The sequence below is a fragment of the Nonomuraea sp. NPDC049158 genome, assembly GCF_040648335.1.
Classification (GTDB): Bacteria; Actinomycetota; Actinomycetes; order Streptosporangiales; family Streptosporangiaceae; genus Nonomuraea.
The window spans coordinates 330,798-348,804 of record NZ_JBEZDM010000002.1; the positions used below are offsets into that span (position 1 = coordinate 330,798).

Here is an 18,007-nt window from a genome sequence, read left to right on the forward strand (position 1 = left end):
CCGAGCTCCGACACTTGGGAGCGCTCCCAACGATCTGCCGCCCTGATTCGCCTCGCAAGAGGCTCCCCCGCCTCAGCGCACGGCACCTACGCCGACCTTGGACAAGGCCGACGACGCTGCTGAAACTTTCAGCCGGCCTCGGCCAGGATCAGGGTGAAGTCCCCGGCCGGGTCCGTGTAGCGACGGCGTACCTTGAACCCCGCCCCCACGAGCTCCGCCCACAGCCCCTCCGGCCGGAACTTCGCGCTGATCTCGGTCCGTATCTCCTCCCCCTCCGCGAAGTCGGTGACCAGCCCCAGCCCGCCGATCCGCACCCGCATGTCGCGGCCGGCCCGCAACCGCATCTCGATCCATTCCCGCCGCTCGTCGAACAGCGCCACGTGCTCGAACGCCTCCGGATCGAAGTCCGCTTCCAGTTCCCGGTTGATCACCCGCAGCACGTTCCGGTTGAAGGCGGCCGTCACCCCGGCCGGGTCGTCGTAGGCCGCCACCAGCCGCTCGGTGTCCTTCACCAGGTCCGCCCCGAGCAGGAACGTGTCCCCGGGCTGGAGCGTGGCCCGCAGGTCTTTCATGAACACCTCGCGGGCGGCCGGTTCGAGGTTGCCGATCGTGCCGCCGAGGAAGGCCACCATCCGCCGCCCGGTACGCGGCAGCAGCGCCAGATGGCGCTCGAAGTCGGCGCACACCGCTCTCACCCGCAGCCCGGGGAAGCGCCCGGCCAGCCGGTGCGCCGCCTCCGTGAGGGTGACCGCGTCGACGTCCACCGGCGTGTAGACACGCGCGGCGAGCGCCTCGAGCAGCAGGACGGTCTTCTCGCTGGTGCCCGAGCCCAGCTCGACCAGCGTGTCCGCGCCACTGGCGGCGGCCAGGTCCGCGGCCCGCGCGCGCAGGATGGCCAGCTCGCGCCGGGTCGGATAGTACTCGGGCAGCCGGGTGATGCGGGAGAACAGCTCGCTGCCCGCGGCGTCGTAGAACCACTTGGGCGGCAGCCACTTGGGCACGGCTGTCAGCCCGGCCCTGACATCGTGTTCGAGCGCCTGGCGCAGATAGTCGCGGTCAAGATAGTTGATCACCTGCACGGTCGACTGGCTGACAGGCACGATGCCTCCTGAAGTGGATTACAACGGCTGGACGCGTACGTCGTCGCGGGTGACGGTCAGCAGGCTGCGCTCGGGTACGGCCCGCCATCCGGGCAGGTCGTCGAGCGGCTCGCTGGCCACCAGCACGCCGTCGTGGAGTCGGTGGTGGAAGAGGGTGTCGCCCCAGACGGTCGCGGCGATCGACGCGCCGTCGCAGGCGAGCAGGTTCAGGCGGGCGCCGGGGTCCTTCTCCCCGGCGCGGACGACCACCTCGGCGAGCGCCTCGCCCAGGCCCAGCCCGGCGTGCCCGCGCTGGAACACGGCGGCGGCGACCCAGGCGGCGTCGCACGCGCTTTCGGCGCTGTCGGCCAGGTCCCTGACCGCGTCCCGCTCGACGCGCCCGTTGTGGCTGAGCAGCCACCGCCCGTCGGTGAACGGCGCGGTGGCGCTCTCCTCGATCGGCATGCCGACGGTGGCCGAGCGTACGGCCGCCAGCAGGCAGGTCGAGCGGGCGATCCGCGCGAGTCCGGGCAGGTTGGCGTCGGCCCACATGGGGATGGCACGGCGATAGCGCACCGGTTCCTGCTCATACCAGCCCATGCCGTACCCGTCGGCGTTGATCATGCCGAAACGCTGCCGCCGCGGCGCGTACGACTGCTTCAGCAGGCCATGTTCCGGCTCGTTGATGAGCGCGGAGAGCGGGCGGGGGGCGCCCAGCCAGGCCGCGTGCCTGCACACGTTAGACCAGCTCCGAACGGGCGCAGCGGAAGCCGCTGAAGATCTGCCGGCGGATCGGGTAGTCCCAGTTCCTGAACGTGGTCCGCACCGCCGCCGGATCGGCCGCCCAGGAGCCACCGCGCAGCACCCGGTACTCCTGACCGAAGAAGACCTCGCTGTACTCCTTGTACGGGAAGGTGCGGAAGCCCGGGTAGGGCTGGAACCAGGAGGCGGTCCATTCCCATACGTCTCCCACCATCTGCTCGGTCCCGTAGGCGCCGGCCGCGGCCGGGTAGGCGCCCAGCGGCGCGGGATGGGCGGCGCGATGTCCGAGGTTCGCCCGCTCGGAGCTCGGGGCGTCCTCACCCCAGGGGTAGCGGCGCGCCTTCCCGGACACCGGGTCCCAGCCGCAGGCCTTCTCCCATTCGGCCTCGGTGGGCAGCCGCTTGCCCGCCCAGCGGGCGTAGGCGTCGGCCTCGTACCAGGACACGTGCTGGACCGGCTCGTCCATCGGGACCGGCTCGGTACGGCCGAAGCGGGTACGCCACCAGGCGTCTCCGTCCCTGACCCAGAACAGCGGGGCGAAGGCGCCGCTCCGCTGCCGCCACTGCCAGCCCTCCGCAGACCACCAGCGCGCGTCGTCGTAGCCGCCGGCCTCGATGAACGCCGCGTAGGCGCGGTTGCCGACCGGCAGCCGGTCGATCGAGTACGCGGGCAGGTCCACCCGGTGCGCCGGCCGTTCGTTGTCGTAGGCCCAGGGCAGCGTGTCGGTGCCCATGAGGAAGGAGCCCGCGGGCACGAAGACCTCTTCCGGACCCTCGCTCCGCCCCGGCGGAAGGTCACCGTCGCGCACCAGCCCGGGCTGCCCGGACAGTTGCAGGGTGGCGAGCATGGTCTCGTCGTGCTGGTGCTCGTGCTGGATCACCAGGCCGAACACGAAGCCGTCGCGGTGCAGCGGGGCCGGTCCGTCCAGGTCGATCGCGTCGAGGACGTCGAGCACCCGCCCGCGTACGCCCTCGATGTAGCGGCGGGCCTCGGCCGGACCCAGGAAGGGCAGGCTGGGGCGGTCCTTGCGCGGGGTCTTGAACGCGTCGTAGATGTCGTCGATCTCGGGCCGGAGCGGGTCGATGCCCCCGGCCTCGCGCAGCACCCAGAGCTCCTCGTAGTTGCCCACATGCGCCAGGTCCCAGACCAGCGGCGACATCAGCGGGGAGTGCTGGCGTACCAGCAGGTCGTCCTCCGCGGCCGTGTAGGTGAGTGACCGGTCGCGCACCGCGATGAGCTCGGCCGCGATACGTTCCTTGATGTCGTTCATTCCCATCCTTCGTCGCTCGGCCAGTTCGGGAGATCCAGCAGGTAGGAGGCCGGTGAGCGGCCCGTGCTCACGTGCCGGTCGGCGAACGCGGCCACCTCGCCGACCAGGCCGGGACCCGCGCCGCAGCGCGGCAGCGCCTCCAGCGCGGCGCGGAAGCACTCCTCGGCGGCCCGGCGCAGGCGCGGCTCGGCCAGCCCGCACCGCGCCGCCACCTCCCAGAGCTGTCGGTACGGCTCCGCGGCGGCCATCGCGGCGTCGGCGGCGCGGTCGTCGGTGATGAGGGCATGGGTCACGGCCACACAGATCGGCCAGATCGCCGGGTGCTGGGCGTCGAGGTAGCGGATCTCCAGCCAACCCCGGGGCCGCACCGGTGGAAACAGCGTCGTGGCGTGGTAGGCCAGGTCCTCGGCGGTGGGCCGCCGCCGGCCGTCGGCGTTCAGCCAGTCGCGGAAGCTGGAGCCGTCATGGACGGTGCGATAGCTCTGCTCGTCCTCTCGCACCAGCATGAGCCGGGCGTCCAGCAGGTATTCGGCCCAGTCCGCGGCGGGATCGTCCGAGGCGGGCACGGGCGAGGTCCTGGTGCGGTCGAGGTGATCCCAGACGGCCTGGCGGCCCGACATCCAGCCGCACGGCCGGCCATCGCGCAGCGGGGAGTTGGCGAAGGCCGCCATCAGCACGGGGCCGAGCGCGTGCGCCCGTTCCCAGCGCGTCACCGGCCGCTCGCCCAGGTCCAGGTTGACCTGGATCGAGGCGGTGGAGCACATCATGAGCGCTCCGTACGGCATGCCGAGGAACTCGGCCATCGCCTCGTACCGGGGCTGACGCAACTGGCGCCGGGCCGGCCGTACAGGGTCGAGACCGACACCGGCCAACACCAGCCCGGACGCTCGCAAGGCGGCGCGCACGGCGGCCACGTCGGCGGCCACGCGAGCCAGCGATTCGGGCAGCGGACCCGTCGGGCCGGACAGTTCGAGCTGTCCGCCCGGTTCGAAGGTCAACCGGCTGCCACCGGGCAGCTCGGGCATGGCCCGCTCGATCCTGGCCAGCGGGACATGCCTGGTGGCCGCCGTACGGTCGAAGATCAGGAATTCCAGCTCCACGCCGACCAGGTCCGCGGCGGCGGGACAAAAGCAGCGGCGCGCGAAGTCCACCACCTCCGAGGTGTCCCGCAACGGCGGACTCTCGGCCGTAAGCCCGATCATCGTTTCCCCTTCGCGTGGCGCATGGGTCTTTGATGGTCCAGCGGTCCACCGCAGGCAGCGGCGGCCCCATCTACAGACCCGCGAGACGCGCGAGCGTTACACACGGAATTCGGGTAATTGGATGAGCGGTCACATGGGGGGCTCGCGCCTCATGGCCGCCGGCGCTCGCGGAACGCGGACATGAGCCGATCGCGCACGTCGGCGGAGAGTTTCTCCGGGGGCGGGTCGCCCAGGGCGACGATGGTCGCGCGGAACTGTTCTAAGTAGCGGCCGCACCCCTCGCAGCCGGTCAGGTGGGCGTGCACACCCTCGCGCTCGGGCGGATCAAGGGCGTCGTCAAGGTAGGCGGTGAGGAGTCCCACCAGCTCGCCGCATGTGAAGCGCTTCACGACGTTGACCGCCCTCGTCTGCTGAATGAACCGTTTCACCTATTGTGCCGCCGCACAGAGCGGATGAGGTCAGTCCGGCTGTCTCGCGAACTCGAAGTAGTCCGCCAGCCACCCGCGCACCGCGACGCGGGCGCGATGCAACAGGACCCGCTGGTTGGCGGCGGAGATCTTCATGATCTCGCACACCTCGTCGGAGGTGCAGCCCTCCACGTCCCGCAGGGTGATCACGGTCCGCTGCCGGGGCGGCAGCCTGGCCAGGACGTCGCCGATCAGGCCGCGCACCTCCGAGGCCAGCACCTCTTTCTCGGGCGTCGGCCAGGCCGCGGGCGGATCCCGCCAGCCGCCCGGCGGCACCAGGTCGAGGCTCTGGCCGGCGATCGTGCCGCCGTCGTCCTTGACGGCGCTCCACGGCAGTGTGCGCCGCTCGCGTACGCCGCGCTTCTTCGCCGTGTTGACCAGAATGCGGAAAATCCACGTCTTGACCGACGAACGGCCCTCGAAGTCGTCGATTCCGCCGATCACCGCCAGCCAGGTGTCCTGGACGACCTCTTCCGCGGCGTGGTCGGTGGGCACGTACGACCTGGCCACCCGGAGCATGCCCCGGGACCAGGTGTCGAGCAGCGCCGCGAACATCGCCTCATCGCCCGCGCGCAGGGCCGGAACGATGACGTCATCCGAAGGCAACTCTCCGCCCGCGAAAGACCCCACGATCGCTTCCCTCCGGTCAGACGTCGGGACATCAATGACATCCAGGTCGAACCGACCCCGGCCTTTACCAGGCTAATCTCCCCCGCCGACGTCCATGCGCCCGGGATGCCGGGTCATCCCTGTGCGTATGCTCGAAGGAGCGAGTCCCCGGCGAATCGGTGAGGAGCGTCCCATGAGTCGGTCGGAAAGGCTGCTCTACGCGGCGAATGGGGTTGATCTTCGCGTCGTGGACCTCGAACTGACCGACGGCGGGCACGTGGAGCAACCCTTCGTCCGCACACCGCAGGCCGCCGGAGCGGTGGTCTTTCACGCCGGACGCGCTCTGCTGCTGTGGCGGCACCGCCCGGTCACCGACACGTGGGGGTGGGAGATCCCGCTCGGCGAGATCGGCCCGGACGAGGACCCGGAGAGGGCCGCGGCCCGTCTCGTGGAGGAGCAGACCGGCTGGCGGCCCGGTCCCCTGATGCCGCTGATCCGGATCCGCACCGCCGAGGACGTCGCCGACAGCGACCACGTGATCTTCGTCGCCTACCAGGCCACCCCCGTCGCCACGCCGACCGACGACCAGACTGCGCCGGTCGGCGAAAAGGCTCACGAACGGGCTGACGAACGGGCTGACGAACGAGAGCGGGCCGAATGGCTGCCGGTGCTGGGCATCCAGCGGCTGATCAGCGAGCAGGCCATCACGTCCGCGACCACGGCGGCGGCCCTGCTCCATCTCCTGGCCGACCTCCTGCAGGCCCGTACGTCACATTAGAGCAGCCAGGAACGCCAAAACCCCTGGTCAGCAATGACCTGGGGGGTCGGCGTCACCTGGCCTGACTCCCTGGATGTCGGCGTGTGACCCTTCATGCCCGGACGAGGGTGACGGCGTGACCGCGCGGGCTGGTGACCTGTTCGATGGCGCTGCGCTCCAGAAGGTGTGGGGTGGTGGGCCGGCGGTCGAAGACGATGAGGGTGCCGTGGCTCAGGTCGAGGCGATCGAGGTAACCGTCGAGCTGGTGCAGGCCGTCTTCGACGGGGTCGGGCTGTCTGGGTTGATGAACCTTGAATTCGATGTCCTCCCACTGCCAGCAGCGCTTGCCATCGGCGTCTGTGTAGGGCCATTGGACACAGATGTCGATGCGCCCACGACCCAGGGCGTACTCACGGTCGATCACACCGCCGCCGTTGACCACCCGATGCAGCCAAGCCATGAAGATCAGGTGACAGGCGGCCTCGTGATAGGTCTCGCGGCTTTGCAGGATCTCGCCGTTGCGCCGCCAGAAGGTGAGGAACCCCTGCAGGATCGCGGGCCTGGAAACTGTCGTAGGCCGGTGACACTCTGTTGTCCATGGCACGCGGTCTGGGCATGAAGAAGGTGCGCGAGGAGCTCGGCCTCGCCGTCTGGGAAGTCGAGCTCGCGGTCGAGACCAGCCTGCTCCGCCGCCTGCCGGACCGCACATTCGACCCCGTCTCGGTCAACGCGGCGAAGGCGGACACCGAGCGCTTCCAACGCCTGCTCGCCGCCGAACATCGCTGTAACGCCACCCAGGCGGCGATCAGGCTGGGCATTTCACCTCAACGTTTCAAACGCCTCGCCGACCGACTGGCGCCCGTCGCCGTCGATGAGATCCAGAAGTACGGCCGGACACTCACCATCCGCTACTACCGCGCCGCCGACATCGACGCGCTCGCCGACCTCGTCCGGGCCGACACCGAACTGCGCGCCGCGGCCCGGGCCCTTTCGCGGTCCGAAGCAGCGCGCAAGGCAGCGGCGACCCGCAAGCTCAACAAGGAGAGGGCGGTGGCAGCACGGGCCCTGCTGAAACGGGCCATGCCCTGTCACGACGGAGACCCGATCCAGGTGCTCGTCTGGGCGGCCGCGCTCATGGAGGCTTCCGGCACCAGACCGGGTCCGCTTCGTCGCCTCGCCTATCTTCATGACCCTCGTATCACCGAACTCCTCGCGACGCTCCGCACGGCCCGGCTCTCCCGCCCTGACCTCGATGCCATGCTCGGCTCGCTCCTTCCCCTCGCAACCGAGGCGGTCACCCTGCTGACCACGCCAACGGATGCCCTCCGCGTGCCTGTTGATGCGTTCCCCGCCGATTTTCCGCGCCTTGGCGACCACCTGTTCGCTCCGGCCCTGCGTGAGCTGCTTTCCGCACCACCGGCCTGGTTCCTGCACGCCCGAGCCGATGAGGAGCTACGCCGAGCCGCCCAAGCGGCGGCAAGCCGTGCCGTGGCGGACGCGTCCCGGCGCCAAAGCGCCGAGCAGGCAGCCGTCGACGCGGCCATCCGCGCAGCCACCAGGCTCTCCGACGCATCGGTGGCCGAGCTGTTCAGCCTGCCGGTCGATGTGATCCGGCAGGTGCGCCCCAGTAGCGGCCGCTGGTCGGCCCAGCATGTGGCAGGTTTGCTGCGAAATCCGCCGCCCTGGCTCCGGTCGGAGAGCGCAGCCCTAGCCGAGGTCGAGCGCCGCCGCCGCAAGGCTCAAACCCGCGTGGAACGCAGGGCTCAACGTGGACTCGCCTGGCGTCGTCGTTGGGCGGAGGCGTTGGGCATACCGCTCGAAAGGGTTCCGCAGTCTGCTGGACGGCCCACCGCAAAAGCGATCTCGGCCGCGCGGGACAGGCCACCTCCCTGGGCACAGCCAGGCCGGTCGGTAAATCGAGGAGGAGGGTGAGGTGGCTGGGCCTGATCACTGGGATCTGGTCCCCCTGGGACAGCCCCTGAGTGGGCTGGGGCCTTCAGCGGAACTCGTGAACGACCTCGATCGGCCCGACGATGTGAGCGTTGAAGGCGTCGAGATCCTCGGCGGGAACCCATAGCTCCAGGATCGTTTGGCCACCGGCCTGCTGGACCGGGTAGCGCGAAAGGAACTCAGATTCGACCTCGAAGCGGGTGACGAACCCGGCACCATCGTGCTTGACGTTCCAGTCCCGGGCGATCTTGATCGCGTAGTCCTCGTTGAGAACCGGGTAGAAGATCGGCTGCTCGGTCAGGCGCGGCGGCCACGCCCGCCAGTTCAGGGCTCGCACGAGCTCCAGCTCCTTCGGGCCGGTCGGACGCCAGAGGGTCGTCGTTGCGCTTCCACCGGACACGAGCGCTGCCCCCTTCCAGAGGTGATCAATCGATCGCAAGGTCAGGACGGTGGACGATACCGGGCGCAGAGGACTGGGCCAACCTGGTTTTCACGACGCTGGCAAGCGGGCGGCTCCGTCGATTCAGGCGACTGCTCGTCGGACTCGGTAGTCCCACCGTGTAAGGACGCGGACGACCGTCTCCGCACCGATCGGGTTGGCGCTGTGGACGAAGATCGCTCCGATATGGAAGGGCTGCCCGTTGAAGGCCGCCTCCTCCAGGAGCGTCACGACAGGCATGATGCTGTCGTCGCCGCCCAGGTCGTGGTCGAGCCAGAGTTCGTCGATGAAGCCGTCGCGGTGTTCCTGGAGAAGCCGGATGCCCTCCTTGCTGGTGCGGGCGACCTGTGAAGCTCCGGGCAGCGGCCGCAGGTCATCGATGCCGAGGATGAGCGATTCCGACATCAGAAGCCTTCGGTGGTCACCATGGGACCGCTGTTGAGGTAGTTGATCAGTGCGGTCCGGGTGGTCGACACGAATGCCTCGGGCACTTCGTCGACCGGATGCCACGCGACGTCACCGTGGTTGTGTGGTTCGGCGTTGAAGGGGTCGCCGCTCCATTCGCTGGCGACGAAGACGACGGTGACGAAGCCGTTCGGTGCTTCGACGCCCCAGGCGCAGTGGATCAGACCGGCCACGCGGAGGTCGGCGGGGTCTACAACCAGGCCGGTTTCCTCCTTGAGTTCGCGGACTGCGGTCTGGGTGATCACTTCGCCCTTACCGGCTTTGCCGACGGGGAGGTCCCAATGGTCAGGGGCGAACTTCGCCTGGCGTCCTCGCCGGATGAGCAGTACCCGTCTCTGCTCCTGGTCGTGGATGATGACGGCGGCAACGAGGAGGGTGTGCGCTTCGAGTGCGGGGGGCAGTGCGGTGCCGGGCATGGGCATGGGTGCGATCCTTTCATGCGGCGGTGGCCGCATGCCGGATGCGTTGTTCCAGTAGGGCTGCTCCAGGGACGCCTCGGTGTTTGTAGACGGCGAGGGTCGGGCGGATTCCCGCCAGGGCGGTCCTGCTGCGGCCCGACGCCATCCCTTCGGCGAGGTCGAGTGCCTGGCTCCAGGCTCCGATCGCTTCGTCGGCTCGTGCTTGGACGGCGAGGCAGTCGCCGAGGTCCATGTGAGTGAGTAGATGGACGCGCGGGTAGGCGGCGGGGTCCCAGGAGGTGAACGCCGCCCGGTGGCGAGCCTCGGTGCCGAGGTGATCACCGATCTCGGTCAGGGTTCTCGCGGTGTGGGAGTCGACGGTTCCCGAGGCCGGTCGCATGAGCAGCGAGTACGAGGGCTGCGGATCTCCGGAACGACTCAGTGCGTCTTCTGCCGCGAGAAGTGCTCGTGCGGCGCCGGCCTTCTCCCCGAGTGCCGCGTTCGACCTTGCGTGCGTGATGTGTAGGAGCGCCTTGGTCGCGCCGTCGCAGCGACCTTCGGCTCGCTTGAGAGCGGCTTCGATGAGATCTCGGCTGTGGTGGCGTTCCGTCAAGCTGAGTGCTTGGTGGGCGATCGCTCGCATCATCCAGGCGGCGTGGGCGCCGGGGTCGGCTTCGACGGCGAGTTGGAAGCCGGTGAGGTAATACCGCTGGGCCGCGCCTTCGTGGCTGAGGTCGTGGTGTTTCCATCCGAGTAGCCAGGCAAGTTCGGCTGCGGCGCTGAATGCGTCGCGTCGTGTTGCTTCGTCGGTGAAGCGTCCCGACAGTATGGGGGCGACGGTGTCGGAAAGGTAGGCCGCGACGGTGGACAGCCCGTGTCCGCCGCCGAGGCGTTCGTCGGCCGCGCCGAACGCCTTGGTGATCTGCCGGACGACAACTACCTCGGCCGCTCCGACTCGGGACAGTCCTGTGCGCGCCCGGAGGAGCCTGCTCACTGCCTCGGCGTCGTAGTCGAGGGGCGTTCTCACGTGGGCGGCGGTGTAGACGGCCGTAGCGAGATAGCGCCTGTTCTCGACATCGGTTCGGCCGAGAAGGGTCGCGGTCTCGATGGGCTCTGTACCCTCGATCGCTGGCGGTTCATCGGCGAAGAACCCGAGTTGCTGGCGGGTCACCGGACGCCCGGCGCGGCGCGAGAGTGCTTCGACGAGGTAGCCGATGGTGCGTTCACCCGGCTCGATGCCCGCCACCCAGTGCGCGATGGCCGACTTGTTGGTGCGCAGCGCTTCGCCGTTCTCCGCAGCGACACGCACGACGGCGCGAGCAACTCCCTCATAGCCCAGGCCGGAAGCCGAGATCATCTCCCGCAGCCGGTCATTCGGGGAGCGCTGGCCAGGGGGCCTCGCCATCGGAACTCCCTATGGATAAACCGATTAAACGCTCTGCGACTCCTTCGACCATAGCGGTCCTGTTCGTGCGGGGCCACTGTTAGCAGCAACCCCAATACGGAGCGTGAGAACGCGTCCGCGGAAGGAGTCGACTGATGACCGCTCAGACCGGCCTCGACGTCGTCACAGGTGTGGAGCGAAAGCAACCGAGGGACCTCGTCCCCGAGCTCCTCGGGGAGCACCTCGTCTCCTCGAACGGAGGAACCCAAGTGTCCACTGCCATCCACGACTAGATCAGTGTCGAGCTGCCCGAGACGTTCGACCCGCGCTGGAACCGCATCCCCGGCATCACCGTGGATGGTCACCGCGTCACCCTCGACCCCGAGGCTCCCGTTCGCCCCCGCCATCCACACGCCTCAGGGGGCGGTCCGATCCTCCTAGGCGGGTGCTAAAGGTGACACCTCCGCGCCGCTACCGGGGCCGAGCAACATCGGCAGTGACGATCGCCCCTTCCCGGGGTGAGACGTCAGGGAGCGGCGCCAGCCGAACGTGGGAGAGAGGCGGCCGGTAAGAGGTGACCACGATGGCGGCGGACCCCATATCGGCGCCTGCTGGAGCGGGCGGAGTCTTGATCTTCCGGCCGCCGCCCGGCGGTCGGCACCCGAACAAGGGAGAACCCATGCACAACACAACCACCGGAGCCTCGGCGAATGCTTGGCGGGCCGCCGCTCCGCCTGGTGTGCTCCGCTACACGTTCGCGGGCGTACCCGAGCAGGTGCGTCGGGCGCGCAAGCTGGTGGAGGAACTGTTCACCGGCACCGGCCGCGAGGACGACGCCGGTCTAGTTGTGAACGAGCTAGCCAACAACAGCGTGCTCTACACGCGTTCGGGGCGGCCGGGGGGCTGGTTCGGCGTGGAGCTGGCCTTCGGGACGCTGGTGCGGGTCGGTGTCGTCGATCTGGGCGGAGCGGGGTGGCTGATCGGAGAGCCCACCCCGTGCTCTCACGAGCCCACCCTGGACGACGATCTCGAAGGCCTGGAGGATCTGGCGGGGGTCGCGCTCAGCGGACGCGGTCTGGCGATCGTGGCGGAGTTGGCGGTGACGACGGGTGCGTGCGGGAGTGACGCGCTCGGCCATTTCGTGTGGGCTGACCTCGCCCTGCCCGACCCGGTCGAGGAGGTGCAGCCTGAGGCGTTGCGGCTCCTGGTGTCTTAGGGGAGGCCCAGCCTGCTGAAATCAGGCTGGCCCTCCTTGAGCGCAAGGATAAGGGCAGGACGGACCCAAGTAGGTTTACGTGATACCCGGAAGGCAAGGTAGTGGCGCAGAAGCCGAGGCATTAGCCCCCCGAATCGCGGACCGAAGTCGTTAAGTACGTTCCTGGACGTGACCGGCGAGAAAGGTCTGGTCGGCGTGAACCCTGACGGGCAGGTGCGGAGCAGCACCGACCCGGGAGCGACCTGGCAGCCAGGGGGACGCCTGCCCATGCGACCCGTCGCCTTCACGGCGGTGTCCGCCGAGCATCTCCTGGCCGCTGCCATGAACGGCATGGTCTACGAGTCGGTGGACAGCGGCGCCACCTTCCGGACCATCTACCAGCCGTAGGCGGCAGCACCACACCGAGCGCATCGAAATGGCTCCGAGCAGCGCTGCTCGGAGCCATGTCGATGCGGTTCTTACTTGAAGCGGCGCAGCCGGAGGCTGTTGCTCACCACGAAGACGCTGGAGAACGCCATCGCGGCGCCGGCGATCATCGGGTTGAGCAGACCCAGCGCCGCCAGCGGAAGGGCGGCCACGTTGTAGGCGAACGCCCAGAACAGGTTGCCCTTGATGGTGGACAGCGTGCGCCGGGACAACCGGATCGCGTCGGCGGCCACCCGCAGGTCGCCGCGTACCAGCGTGAGGTCGCTCGCCTCGATCGCGGCGTCGGTGCCGGTGCCCATCGCCAGCCCGAGGTCGGCCTGGGCCAGCGCGGCGGCGTCGTTGACCCCGTCGCCGACCATGGCCACGACCCGGCCCTCGGCCTGCAGCTTCTTGACCACGTCCACCTTGTCGGCGGGCAGCACCTCGGCGATCACCTCGTCGATGCCCACCTCGGCCGCCACCGTACGGGCCACGGCGTCGTTGTCACCGGTCAGCAGAACCGGCGTGAGACCGAGCGCGCGGAGCTGGGTGATGGCCTCCTGGCTGGTCGACTTGACCACGTCGGCCACCACCAGCACGGCACGGGCCTGTCCGTCCCACCCGACCGCGACGGCCGTGCGACCGGCGGCCTGTGCGGCGTGCAGCTCCCGCTCCAGATCGGCGGGCAGGTGCTGGGACCACTCCTCCAGCAACCGGGGCCGGCCGACCAGCACCGCGTGACCGTCCACGATGCCCTGCACTCCGAGTCCTTCGACGTTGGCGAAGTCTTCCGGCGTGGGCAGTTCGCCGACCCGGTCCGCGGCGCCCTTGGCGATGGCCCGGGCGATCGGGTGCTCAGAGGCGTGCTCCAGCGCCCCGGCCAGGCGCAGCACCTTGGCCTCGTCCTCGCCATCGGCGACGTGGACATCGGTGAGGGTCATGCGGCCCTCGGTGACCGTGCCGGTCTTGTCCAGCACCACGGTGTCGATCTTGCGGGTGGACTCCAGCACTTCCGGACCCTTGATCAGGATCCCGAGCTGGGCACCCCGGCCGGTGCCGACCAGCAGGGCGGTCGGCGTGGCCAGGCCGAGCGCGCACGGGCAGGCGATGATCAGCACCGCGACCGCGGCGGTGAAGGCCGCGCCCACGCCGTCGCCGGTGCCCAGCCAGAAGCCGAGCGTGCCGATGGCCAGCGCGATCACGATCGGGACGAAGATGCCGGAGATGCGGTCGGCCAGCCGTTGCACGGCCGCCTTGCCGGTCTGGGCCTCCTCCACCAGCTTGGCCATCTGGGCGAGTTGGGTGTCGGCGCCCACCCGGGTCGCCCGTACGACGAGCCGGCCGCCGGCGTTCACGGTGGCGCCGGTGACCGCGTCGCCCACCCGAACCTCGACCGGCACGGACTCACCGGTCAGCATGGAGGCGTCGACCGCCGACGTGCCCTCCTCGATGACGCCGTCCGTGGCGATCTTCTCGCCCGGCCGTACGACGAACCGGTCCCCGGCCGTCAGCTGGTCGGCGGGAATCCGGGTCTCCACGCCGTCGCGCAACACCGCGACGTCCTTGGCACCGAGCTCCAGCAACGCCCGCAACGCCGCCCCGGCCCGCCGCTTGGAGCGGGACTCGAAATAGCGTCCCGCCAGGATGAACGCCGTGACCCCGGCCGCGGCCTCGAGGTAGATGTTGCCGGTGCCGTCGGTGCGCTCGATGGTGAACGCGAACGGGTGCGTCATGCCCGGCGTGCCGGCCGTGCCGAAGAACAGCGCCCACAGCGACCAGCCGAGCGCGGCCAGCGTACCGATCGAGATCAGCGTGTCCATCGTGGCGGCGCCGTGCCGGAGGTTGGTCCAGGCCGCCTTGTGGAAGGGCCAGCCCGCGTACACCACCACCGGCGCGGCCAGCACCAGCGACAGCCACTGCCAGTTGGTGAACTGCAGCGGCGGGATCATCGCCATCGCGATCACGGGCACAGCCAGCACCACGGAGGTGATGAGGCGGTTGCGCAGGGGTCGGAGTTCGTCCTCCGGCTCTTGCGCGCCCGCCTGCGCCCCCTCCGTCTTGGGTGGGGCGGGGAGCGCGGCCGTGTAGCCGCTCTTCTCCACCTCCGCGATCAACTGCTGCGGATCCACGCCATCGGGGAAGGTCACCTTCGCCTTCTCCGTGGCGTAGTTGACCGTGGCGGTCACGCCGTCCATCTTGTTCAGCTTGCGCTCGATGCGGTTGGCGCACGAGGCGCAGGTCATGCCGCCGATCGAGAGTTCGACCGCGTTCTGCCGGTCATCGGTGACCGAAGTCATCACCGTGCCCCTTTCTCTCGCTCAGTGGCCGTGGCCATCAGCGCCGTGGCCGCTGGGGGTGGCCGTCGGAGTCGCCTTGGGGAGGGCGGACTGCTCGCCGGCGCCAAGGGTGAAGTCCGCGGTACGGACCTCGCCGTCGTGCTGGAAGTCCAGGAACAGCCGGTAGTCGCCGGTGCTGGGCACCTCGGCGTAGAAGACGATCTCGGGGCCTGCCGGGGTCTTGCCGTCGCCGGGCTCACCGTCCGGGTGGACGTGAAGGTAGGCCAGGTCCTTGGCGCGCAGGGCCACCAGGTGACCGTAGGCGCCGAGGTAGGGCTGCAGGTCGGTGACCGGCTTGCCGTCCTTGGTGACCTTCAACGTGAGCTTGCTCGACTGCCCGGGGGCCAGGTCTCCGTCAAGGGTGACGGTGTATCCGTCGACCGTCGCCGTGCGGCTCTCCCCGGGCAGAGCCTTGGGCTCGTAGTCACCCGCCGCCGCCAGGTCGGTGCCCAGTGTCAGGGCTTCACCGCCGACCGGTGAGAAGTCGGCGAAGGCTCGGTACGTGCCCGCGTCCGGCAGCGTCAGCTTGACCGACCACACGCCGTTGCCCGCCTCAGTGGGGTGCAGGTGCTGGAAGGCGCCCAGGTCGCGGGAGACCACGATGAAGTGGAGTTTCTTGTCGTGCTCGACCTTGTAGTCGGTGACCGGCTTGCCGTCGGGGCCGGTCACGGTGAATTGGAAGTCTGTGGGCTCACCGGGCTTGAGCGCCTCGGTGAGTGGGACGAGGGTGTAACCGTTCTCGGACACTTGGAGCCCCCCAGGGGTATCGCTTTTGGCCTGCTGGGTGGCGTGCTGGTCGTGGCCCGCGCTCGTGCTCGTGGTGGGCGCCGTCATGGCGCTGTGATCCTCGGCCGGAGGCGCTCCGACCGGCCCTACCGCCTTGCCCGCCCCAAGGGCGCCGCCGAAGACGACGGCCAGCCCCAGGACGTAGGCGCCGAGTTTGGCTGCGGTGTTCACGACTGATTCGCCACTTCGTATCCGGCTTCCTCGACCGCGGCGACGATCTTCGCCGGGTCAATGGAGTCGTCGCTGTCAACGGTCAGCAGTCCGGTGGCCAGGTCCACCTCGACGTTGGTCACGCCGGCCACTTCGCTGACCTCTTCTTTGACCGAGCTGACGCAGTGGCCGCAGGTCATGCCCTTGACGGTGTAGGTGGCAGTGCTCATATCGGTCTCCTTAAGGTCGATCAGGAACGGACAAGTCTGGCGATGGCGTCGGCGGCTTCCTTGACTTTCGCGTCGGCCTCCGGGCCGCCCTTCCGCGTGGCCTCGGCGACGCAGTGGGCCAGGTGCTCCTCCAGCAGCGACAGGGAGAACGACTTCAGCGCACTGGTCGCCGCGGACACCTGAGTGAGGATGTCGATGCAGTATTTGTCGTCTTCGACCATGCGCTGCAGGCCGCGGACCTGCCCCTCGACGCGGCGCAACCGCATCGCGTGATCCTTCTTGGTTCCGCCGTATCCGGCCATGTCCGGACCTCCCATCCTTCGTCGCCGGGGTTAACACCATACCCCCCTATAGTATTCCGGACAACAGAAGCCCACCAAGGCCGACGAAATCCGGGAGGATGAGATGCCACATGTGATGCGCAGGCGTCCATTCGATCGCGTGATCGTCGGCGGGAGCGGCGCGGCCGTTCGCCCTGGTGCTTCCATCAGCGGCGATCGCCCTCGTCGCACTTCGACGCCGGCAAGAAGCCGGCGCTTGACATATACCCCCCGGTGGTATTCATTAAGCCAGCGGCACCCCCAGTCACACACGAATCGCGGAAACGTTTGCGAATCGCATACCCTACCCCCGTATCGCATGGAGAACTGCTGATGTCCGCTCCATCTCCCCGGCGCTGGGCCGCCCTGGCGCTGATCGCCACCGCCCAGTTCATCGTCATCATGGACACGTCGATCATCGGCGTGGCCCTCCCCCGCATCCAGGAGGACCTGGGCTTCTCCCAGGAGAGCCTGTCGTGGGTCTTCAACGCCTACGTCGTCGCGTTCGGCGGCCTGTTGCTGCTCGGCGGCCGGCTGTCCGACCTGTTCGGCGCCCGCCGCGTGTTCGGCGCCGGCTGGGTCATCCTGCTGGCCGGCTCGCTCGTCGCCGGCATCGCCCCCGAGGTGTGGGTGGAGCTGGCCGGCCGCGTGATCCAGGGCGCCGGCGCCGCCCTGATCGCGCCGTCCGCCCTCACCCTGCTCATGATGCTCTTCGGCCACGACCCCCGGGAACTCACCAAGGCCATGGCCCTGTACGGCGCCGCCGCCCCGGCGGGCGGCACCGCCGGCGTCTTCCTCGGCGGCGTCATCACCGAATACCTGAGCTGGCCCTGGGTCTTCTACATCAACATCCCCATCGCCATCGTGGTCCTGCTGGCCAACAAGCCGGTGATGCCCGCCGTACAGTCCCAGCGCGGCTCCATTGACGTGGTCGGCGCGCTGACCGTCACCGCCGGCCTCGGCTCCGCCGTGTACGCCATCGTCCGGGCACCTGAGATCGGCTGGGGCTCGGCGCAGACCTGGCTCGTGCTGGCCGGCGCCGTGGCCCTGCTCGGCGGCTTCGTCGTCATCCAGGCCCGCCGCCGCGAACCGCTCATGCGGCTGTCGATCTTCCGCGCTCCGAACCTCTCCGCCGCCAACCTGACCCAGCTGCTGCTCGGCGGCGCGTGGATCCCGATGTGGTTCTTCCTCAACCTCTACCTGCAGCAGGTCCTCGGCTACAGCGCCTTCCCGAGCGGCGCGGCGCTGGTGCCGATGACCGTCCTCATCATGGTCGGCATGATCGTCCTGGCACCCCGCGCGATCGGCCGCTTCGGCCCCAAGGCGACCACCGTGGCCGGCCTGGCCCTGCTCGCCGCAGGTATGGGGTGGCTGTCCCTGATCAGCTCGAACGGCAGCTTCGCCACCGACGTGCTGCCCGCCAGCCTCGTCGCCGCCCTCGGCATGTCCCTGGCCTTCATCCCCTCACTCGGCACCGCCATCTCCTCCGCCCGCCCCGAGGAAGGCGGCCTCGCCTCCGGCATCGTCAACACCAGCTACCAGGTCGGCTCGGCCCTCGGCCTGGCCGCCATGACCGCCGTCGCCGCCGCCAACGGCGCCGGACAACTCGGCAACCTGCCCGCCCTGACCAACGGCTTCTCCTCCGCCTTCATCGGCGCCGCCGGCATCGCCGCCGTCGGCACCCTGCTCGCCGGGCTGACGCTGCGCACCCACCGCACCGAACCGGCCGCGTCCGAGCCCGCCACAGCGCACAGCGGCCACTGACCACCTTGCTCTCTGAGC

The 18,007-nt window shown here is 69.4% G+C and carries 21 protein-coding genes; 6 read left to right on the top strand and 15 right to left on the bottom strand.

Going from position 1 to position 18,007, the window contains the following annotated elements:
* Positions 1 to 128: 128 nt before the first annotated feature.
* From egtD to AB0B61_RS05710, 6 genes are all read right to left on the bottom strand, one after another.
* A complete protein-coding gene (gene egtD, locus AB0B61_RS05685) occupies positions 129 to 1,100 on the bottom strand; it encodes an L-histidine N(alpha)-methyltransferase (RefSeq protein ID WP_358428504.1) in 972 nt (323 codons plus the stop codon).
* 18 nt (positions 1,101 to 1,118) lie between these two features.
* On the bottom strand, positions 1,119 to 1,817 hold the full coding sequence (gene egtC / locus AB0B61_RS05690; RefSeq protein WP_358428507.1) for an ergothioneine biosynthesis protein EgtC: 699 nt from the start codon (positions 1,815 to 1,817) through the stop codon (positions 1,119 to 1,121).
* A 1-nt stretch (position 1,818) separates the two neighbouring features.
* Positions 1,819 to 3,111 (bottom strand): ergothioneine biosynthesis protein EgtB, encoded by a 1,293-nt coding sequence (gene egtB / locus AB0B61_RS05695; RefSeq protein ID WP_358428510.1) that lies wholly within the window; start codon positions 3,109 to 3,111, stop codon positions 1,819 to 1,821.
* A complete protein-coding gene (gene egtA, locus AB0B61_RS05700; RefSeq protein WP_358428513.1) occupies positions 3,108 to 4,313 on the bottom strand; it encodes an ergothioneine biosynthesis glutamate--cysteine ligase EgtA in 1,206 nt (401 codons plus the stop codon). Before egtA ends, egtB begins: the two co-directional genes overlap by 4 nt.
* Positions 4,314 to 4,462: 149 nt before the next feature.
* Positions 4,463 to 4,702, bottom strand: a complete 240-nt coding sequence (locus AB0B61_RS05705; RefSeq protein ID WP_357956278.1) for a zf-HC2 domain-containing protein — start codon at positions 4,700 to 4,702, stop codon at positions 4,463 to 4,465.
* A gap of 69 nt (positions 4,703 to 4,771) precedes the next feature.
* A complete protein-coding gene (locus AB0B61_RS05710; protein WP_358428516.1) occupies positions 4,772 to 5,410 on the bottom strand; it encodes a sigma-70 family RNA polymerase sigma factor in 639 nt (212 codons plus the stop codon).
* A gap of 172 nt (positions 5,411 to 5,582) precedes the next feature.
* On the opposite strand from AB0B61_RS05710, the gene AB0B61_RS05715 reads away from it, so the two are divergent.
* Positions 5,583 to 6,167: an NUDIX domain-containing protein gene (locus tag AB0B61_RS05715; protein WP_358428519.1), complete on the top strand. Its 585-nt coding sequence runs from the start codon at positions 5,583 to 5,585 to the stop codon at positions 6,165 to 6,167.
* A 91-nt stretch (positions 6,168 to 6,258) separates the two neighbouring features.
* Here the strand turns inward: AB0B61_RS05715 and AB0B61_RS05720 are convergent, their stop codons facing one another.
* Positions 6,259 to 6,750, bottom strand: coding sequence for a hypothetical protein (locus AB0B61_RS05720; protein ID WP_358428522.1), 492 nt, complete (start codon positions 6,748 to 6,750; stop codon positions 6,259 to 6,261).
* Between AB0B61_RS05720 and AB0B61_RS05725 the strand changes: the two genes are divergently transcribed.
* The gene (locus AB0B61_RS05725; RefSeq protein ID WP_358428525.1) at positions 6,744 to 8,078 is read left to right on the top strand and encodes a hypothetical protein; all 1,335 of its coding nucleotides are present in this window, start codon (positions 6,744 to 6,746) and stop codon (positions 8,076 to 8,078) included. The two genes, AB0B61_RS05720 and AB0B61_RS05725, sit on opposite strands and share 7 nt — an antisense overlap.
* A 64-nt stretch (positions 8,079 to 8,142) precedes the next feature.
* On the opposite strand, the gene AB0B61_RS05730 is transcribed toward AB0B61_RS05725, so the two are convergent.
* The 4 genes from AB0B61_RS05730 to AB0B61_RS05745 form a co-directional block, all read right to left on the bottom strand.
* A complete protein-coding gene (locus tag AB0B61_RS05730; protein ID WP_357956291.1) occupies positions 8,143 to 8,433 on the bottom strand; it encodes a hypothetical protein in 291 nt (96 codons plus the stop codon).
* 186 nt (positions 8,434 to 8,619) lie between these two features.
* Positions 8,620 to 8,940: a cyclic-phosphate processing receiver domain-containing protein gene (locus AB0B61_RS05735; RefSeq protein ID WP_358428528.1), complete on the bottom strand. Its 321-nt coding sequence runs from the start codon at positions 8,938 to 8,940 to the stop codon at positions 8,620 to 8,622.
* Positions 8,940 to 9,422 carry an NUDIX domain-containing protein gene (locus AB0B61_RS05740; protein ID WP_357956294.1) on the bottom strand — a complete coding sequence of 161 codons (483 nt, stop codon included), beginning with the start codon at positions 9,420 to 9,422 and terminating at the stop codon, positions 8,940 to 8,942. Before AB0B61_RS05740 ends, AB0B61_RS05735 begins: the two co-directional genes overlap by 1 nt.
* A gap of 13 nt (positions 9,423 to 9,435) precedes the next feature.
* Positions 9,436 to 10,644, bottom strand: a complete 1,209-nt coding sequence (locus AB0B61_RS05745; RefSeq protein WP_358428531.1) for a tetratricopeptide repeat protein — start codon at positions 10,642 to 10,644, stop codon at positions 9,436 to 9,438.
* A gap of 293 nt (positions 10,645 to 10,937) precedes the next feature.
* Between AB0B61_RS05745 and AB0B61_RS05750 the strand changes: the two genes are divergently transcribed.
* From AB0B61_RS05750 to AB0B61_RS05760, 3 genes are all read left to right on the top strand, one after another.
* Positions 10,938 to 11,075 carry a hypothetical protein gene (locus AB0B61_RS05750; protein ID WP_358428534.1) on the top strand — a complete coding sequence of 46 codons (138 nt, stop codon included), beginning with the start codon at positions 10,938 to 10,940 and terminating at the stop codon, positions 11,073 to 11,075.
* 386 nt (positions 11,076 to 11,461) lie between these two features.
* On the top strand, positions 11,462 to 11,998 hold the full coding sequence (locus AB0B61_RS05755; RefSeq protein WP_358428536.1) for a hypothetical protein: 537 nt from the start codon (positions 11,462 to 11,464) through the stop codon (positions 11,996 to 11,998).
* Positions 11,999 to 12,166: 168 nt separating this feature from the next.
* Complete coding sequence (locus tag AB0B61_RS05760; protein WP_357956304.1) at positions 12,167 to 12,385, top strand: hypothetical protein; 219 nt, start codon at positions 12,167 to 12,169, stop codon at positions 12,383 to 12,385.
* Between the two features lie 71 nt (positions 12,386 to 12,456).
* On the opposite strand, the gene AB0B61_RS05765 is transcribed toward AB0B61_RS05760, so the two are convergent.
* Genes AB0B61_RS05765 through AB0B61_RS05780 form a run of 4 tightly spaced genes read right to left on the bottom strand, consistent with a single transcriptional unit; the run spans position 12,457 to position 16,207 of the window.
* The gene (locus AB0B61_RS05765) at positions 12,457 to 14,700 is read right to left on the bottom strand and encodes a heavy metal translocating P-type ATPase (protein WP_358428539.1); all 2,244 of its coding nucleotides are present in this window, start codon (positions 14,698 to 14,700) and stop codon (positions 12,457 to 12,459) included.
* Positions 14,701 to 14,721: 21 nt separating this feature from the next.
* Positions 14,722 to 15,696, bottom strand: coding sequence for a hypothetical protein (locus tag AB0B61_RS05770; protein ID WP_358428542.1), 975 nt, complete (start codon positions 15,694 to 15,696; stop codon positions 14,722 to 14,724).
* Entirely contained in the window at positions 15,693 to 15,905 is a 213-nt protein-coding gene (locus AB0B61_RS05775; RefSeq protein ID WP_357956308.1) for a cation transporter, read from the bottom strand. The genes AB0B61_RS05770 and AB0B61_RS05775 overlap by 4 nt, the downstream gene beginning before the upstream one ends.
* Before the next feature lie 20 nt (positions 15,906 to 15,925).
* Positions 15,926 to 16,207: a metal-sensitive transcriptional regulator gene (locus tag AB0B61_RS05780; protein WP_357956311.1), complete on the bottom strand. Its 282-nt coding sequence runs from the start codon at positions 16,205 to 16,207 to the stop codon at positions 15,926 to 15,928.
* Positions 16,208 to 16,558: 351 nt separating this feature from the next.
* Here AB0B61_RS05780 and AB0B61_RS05785 point away from each other — a divergent pair, with 351 nt between their 5' ends.
* Entirely contained in the window at positions 16,559 to 17,989 is a 1,431-nt protein-coding gene (locus AB0B61_RS05785; RefSeq protein ID WP_358428545.1) for an MFS transporter, read from the top strand.
* Positions 17,990 to 18,007: the final 18 nt, after the last annotated feature.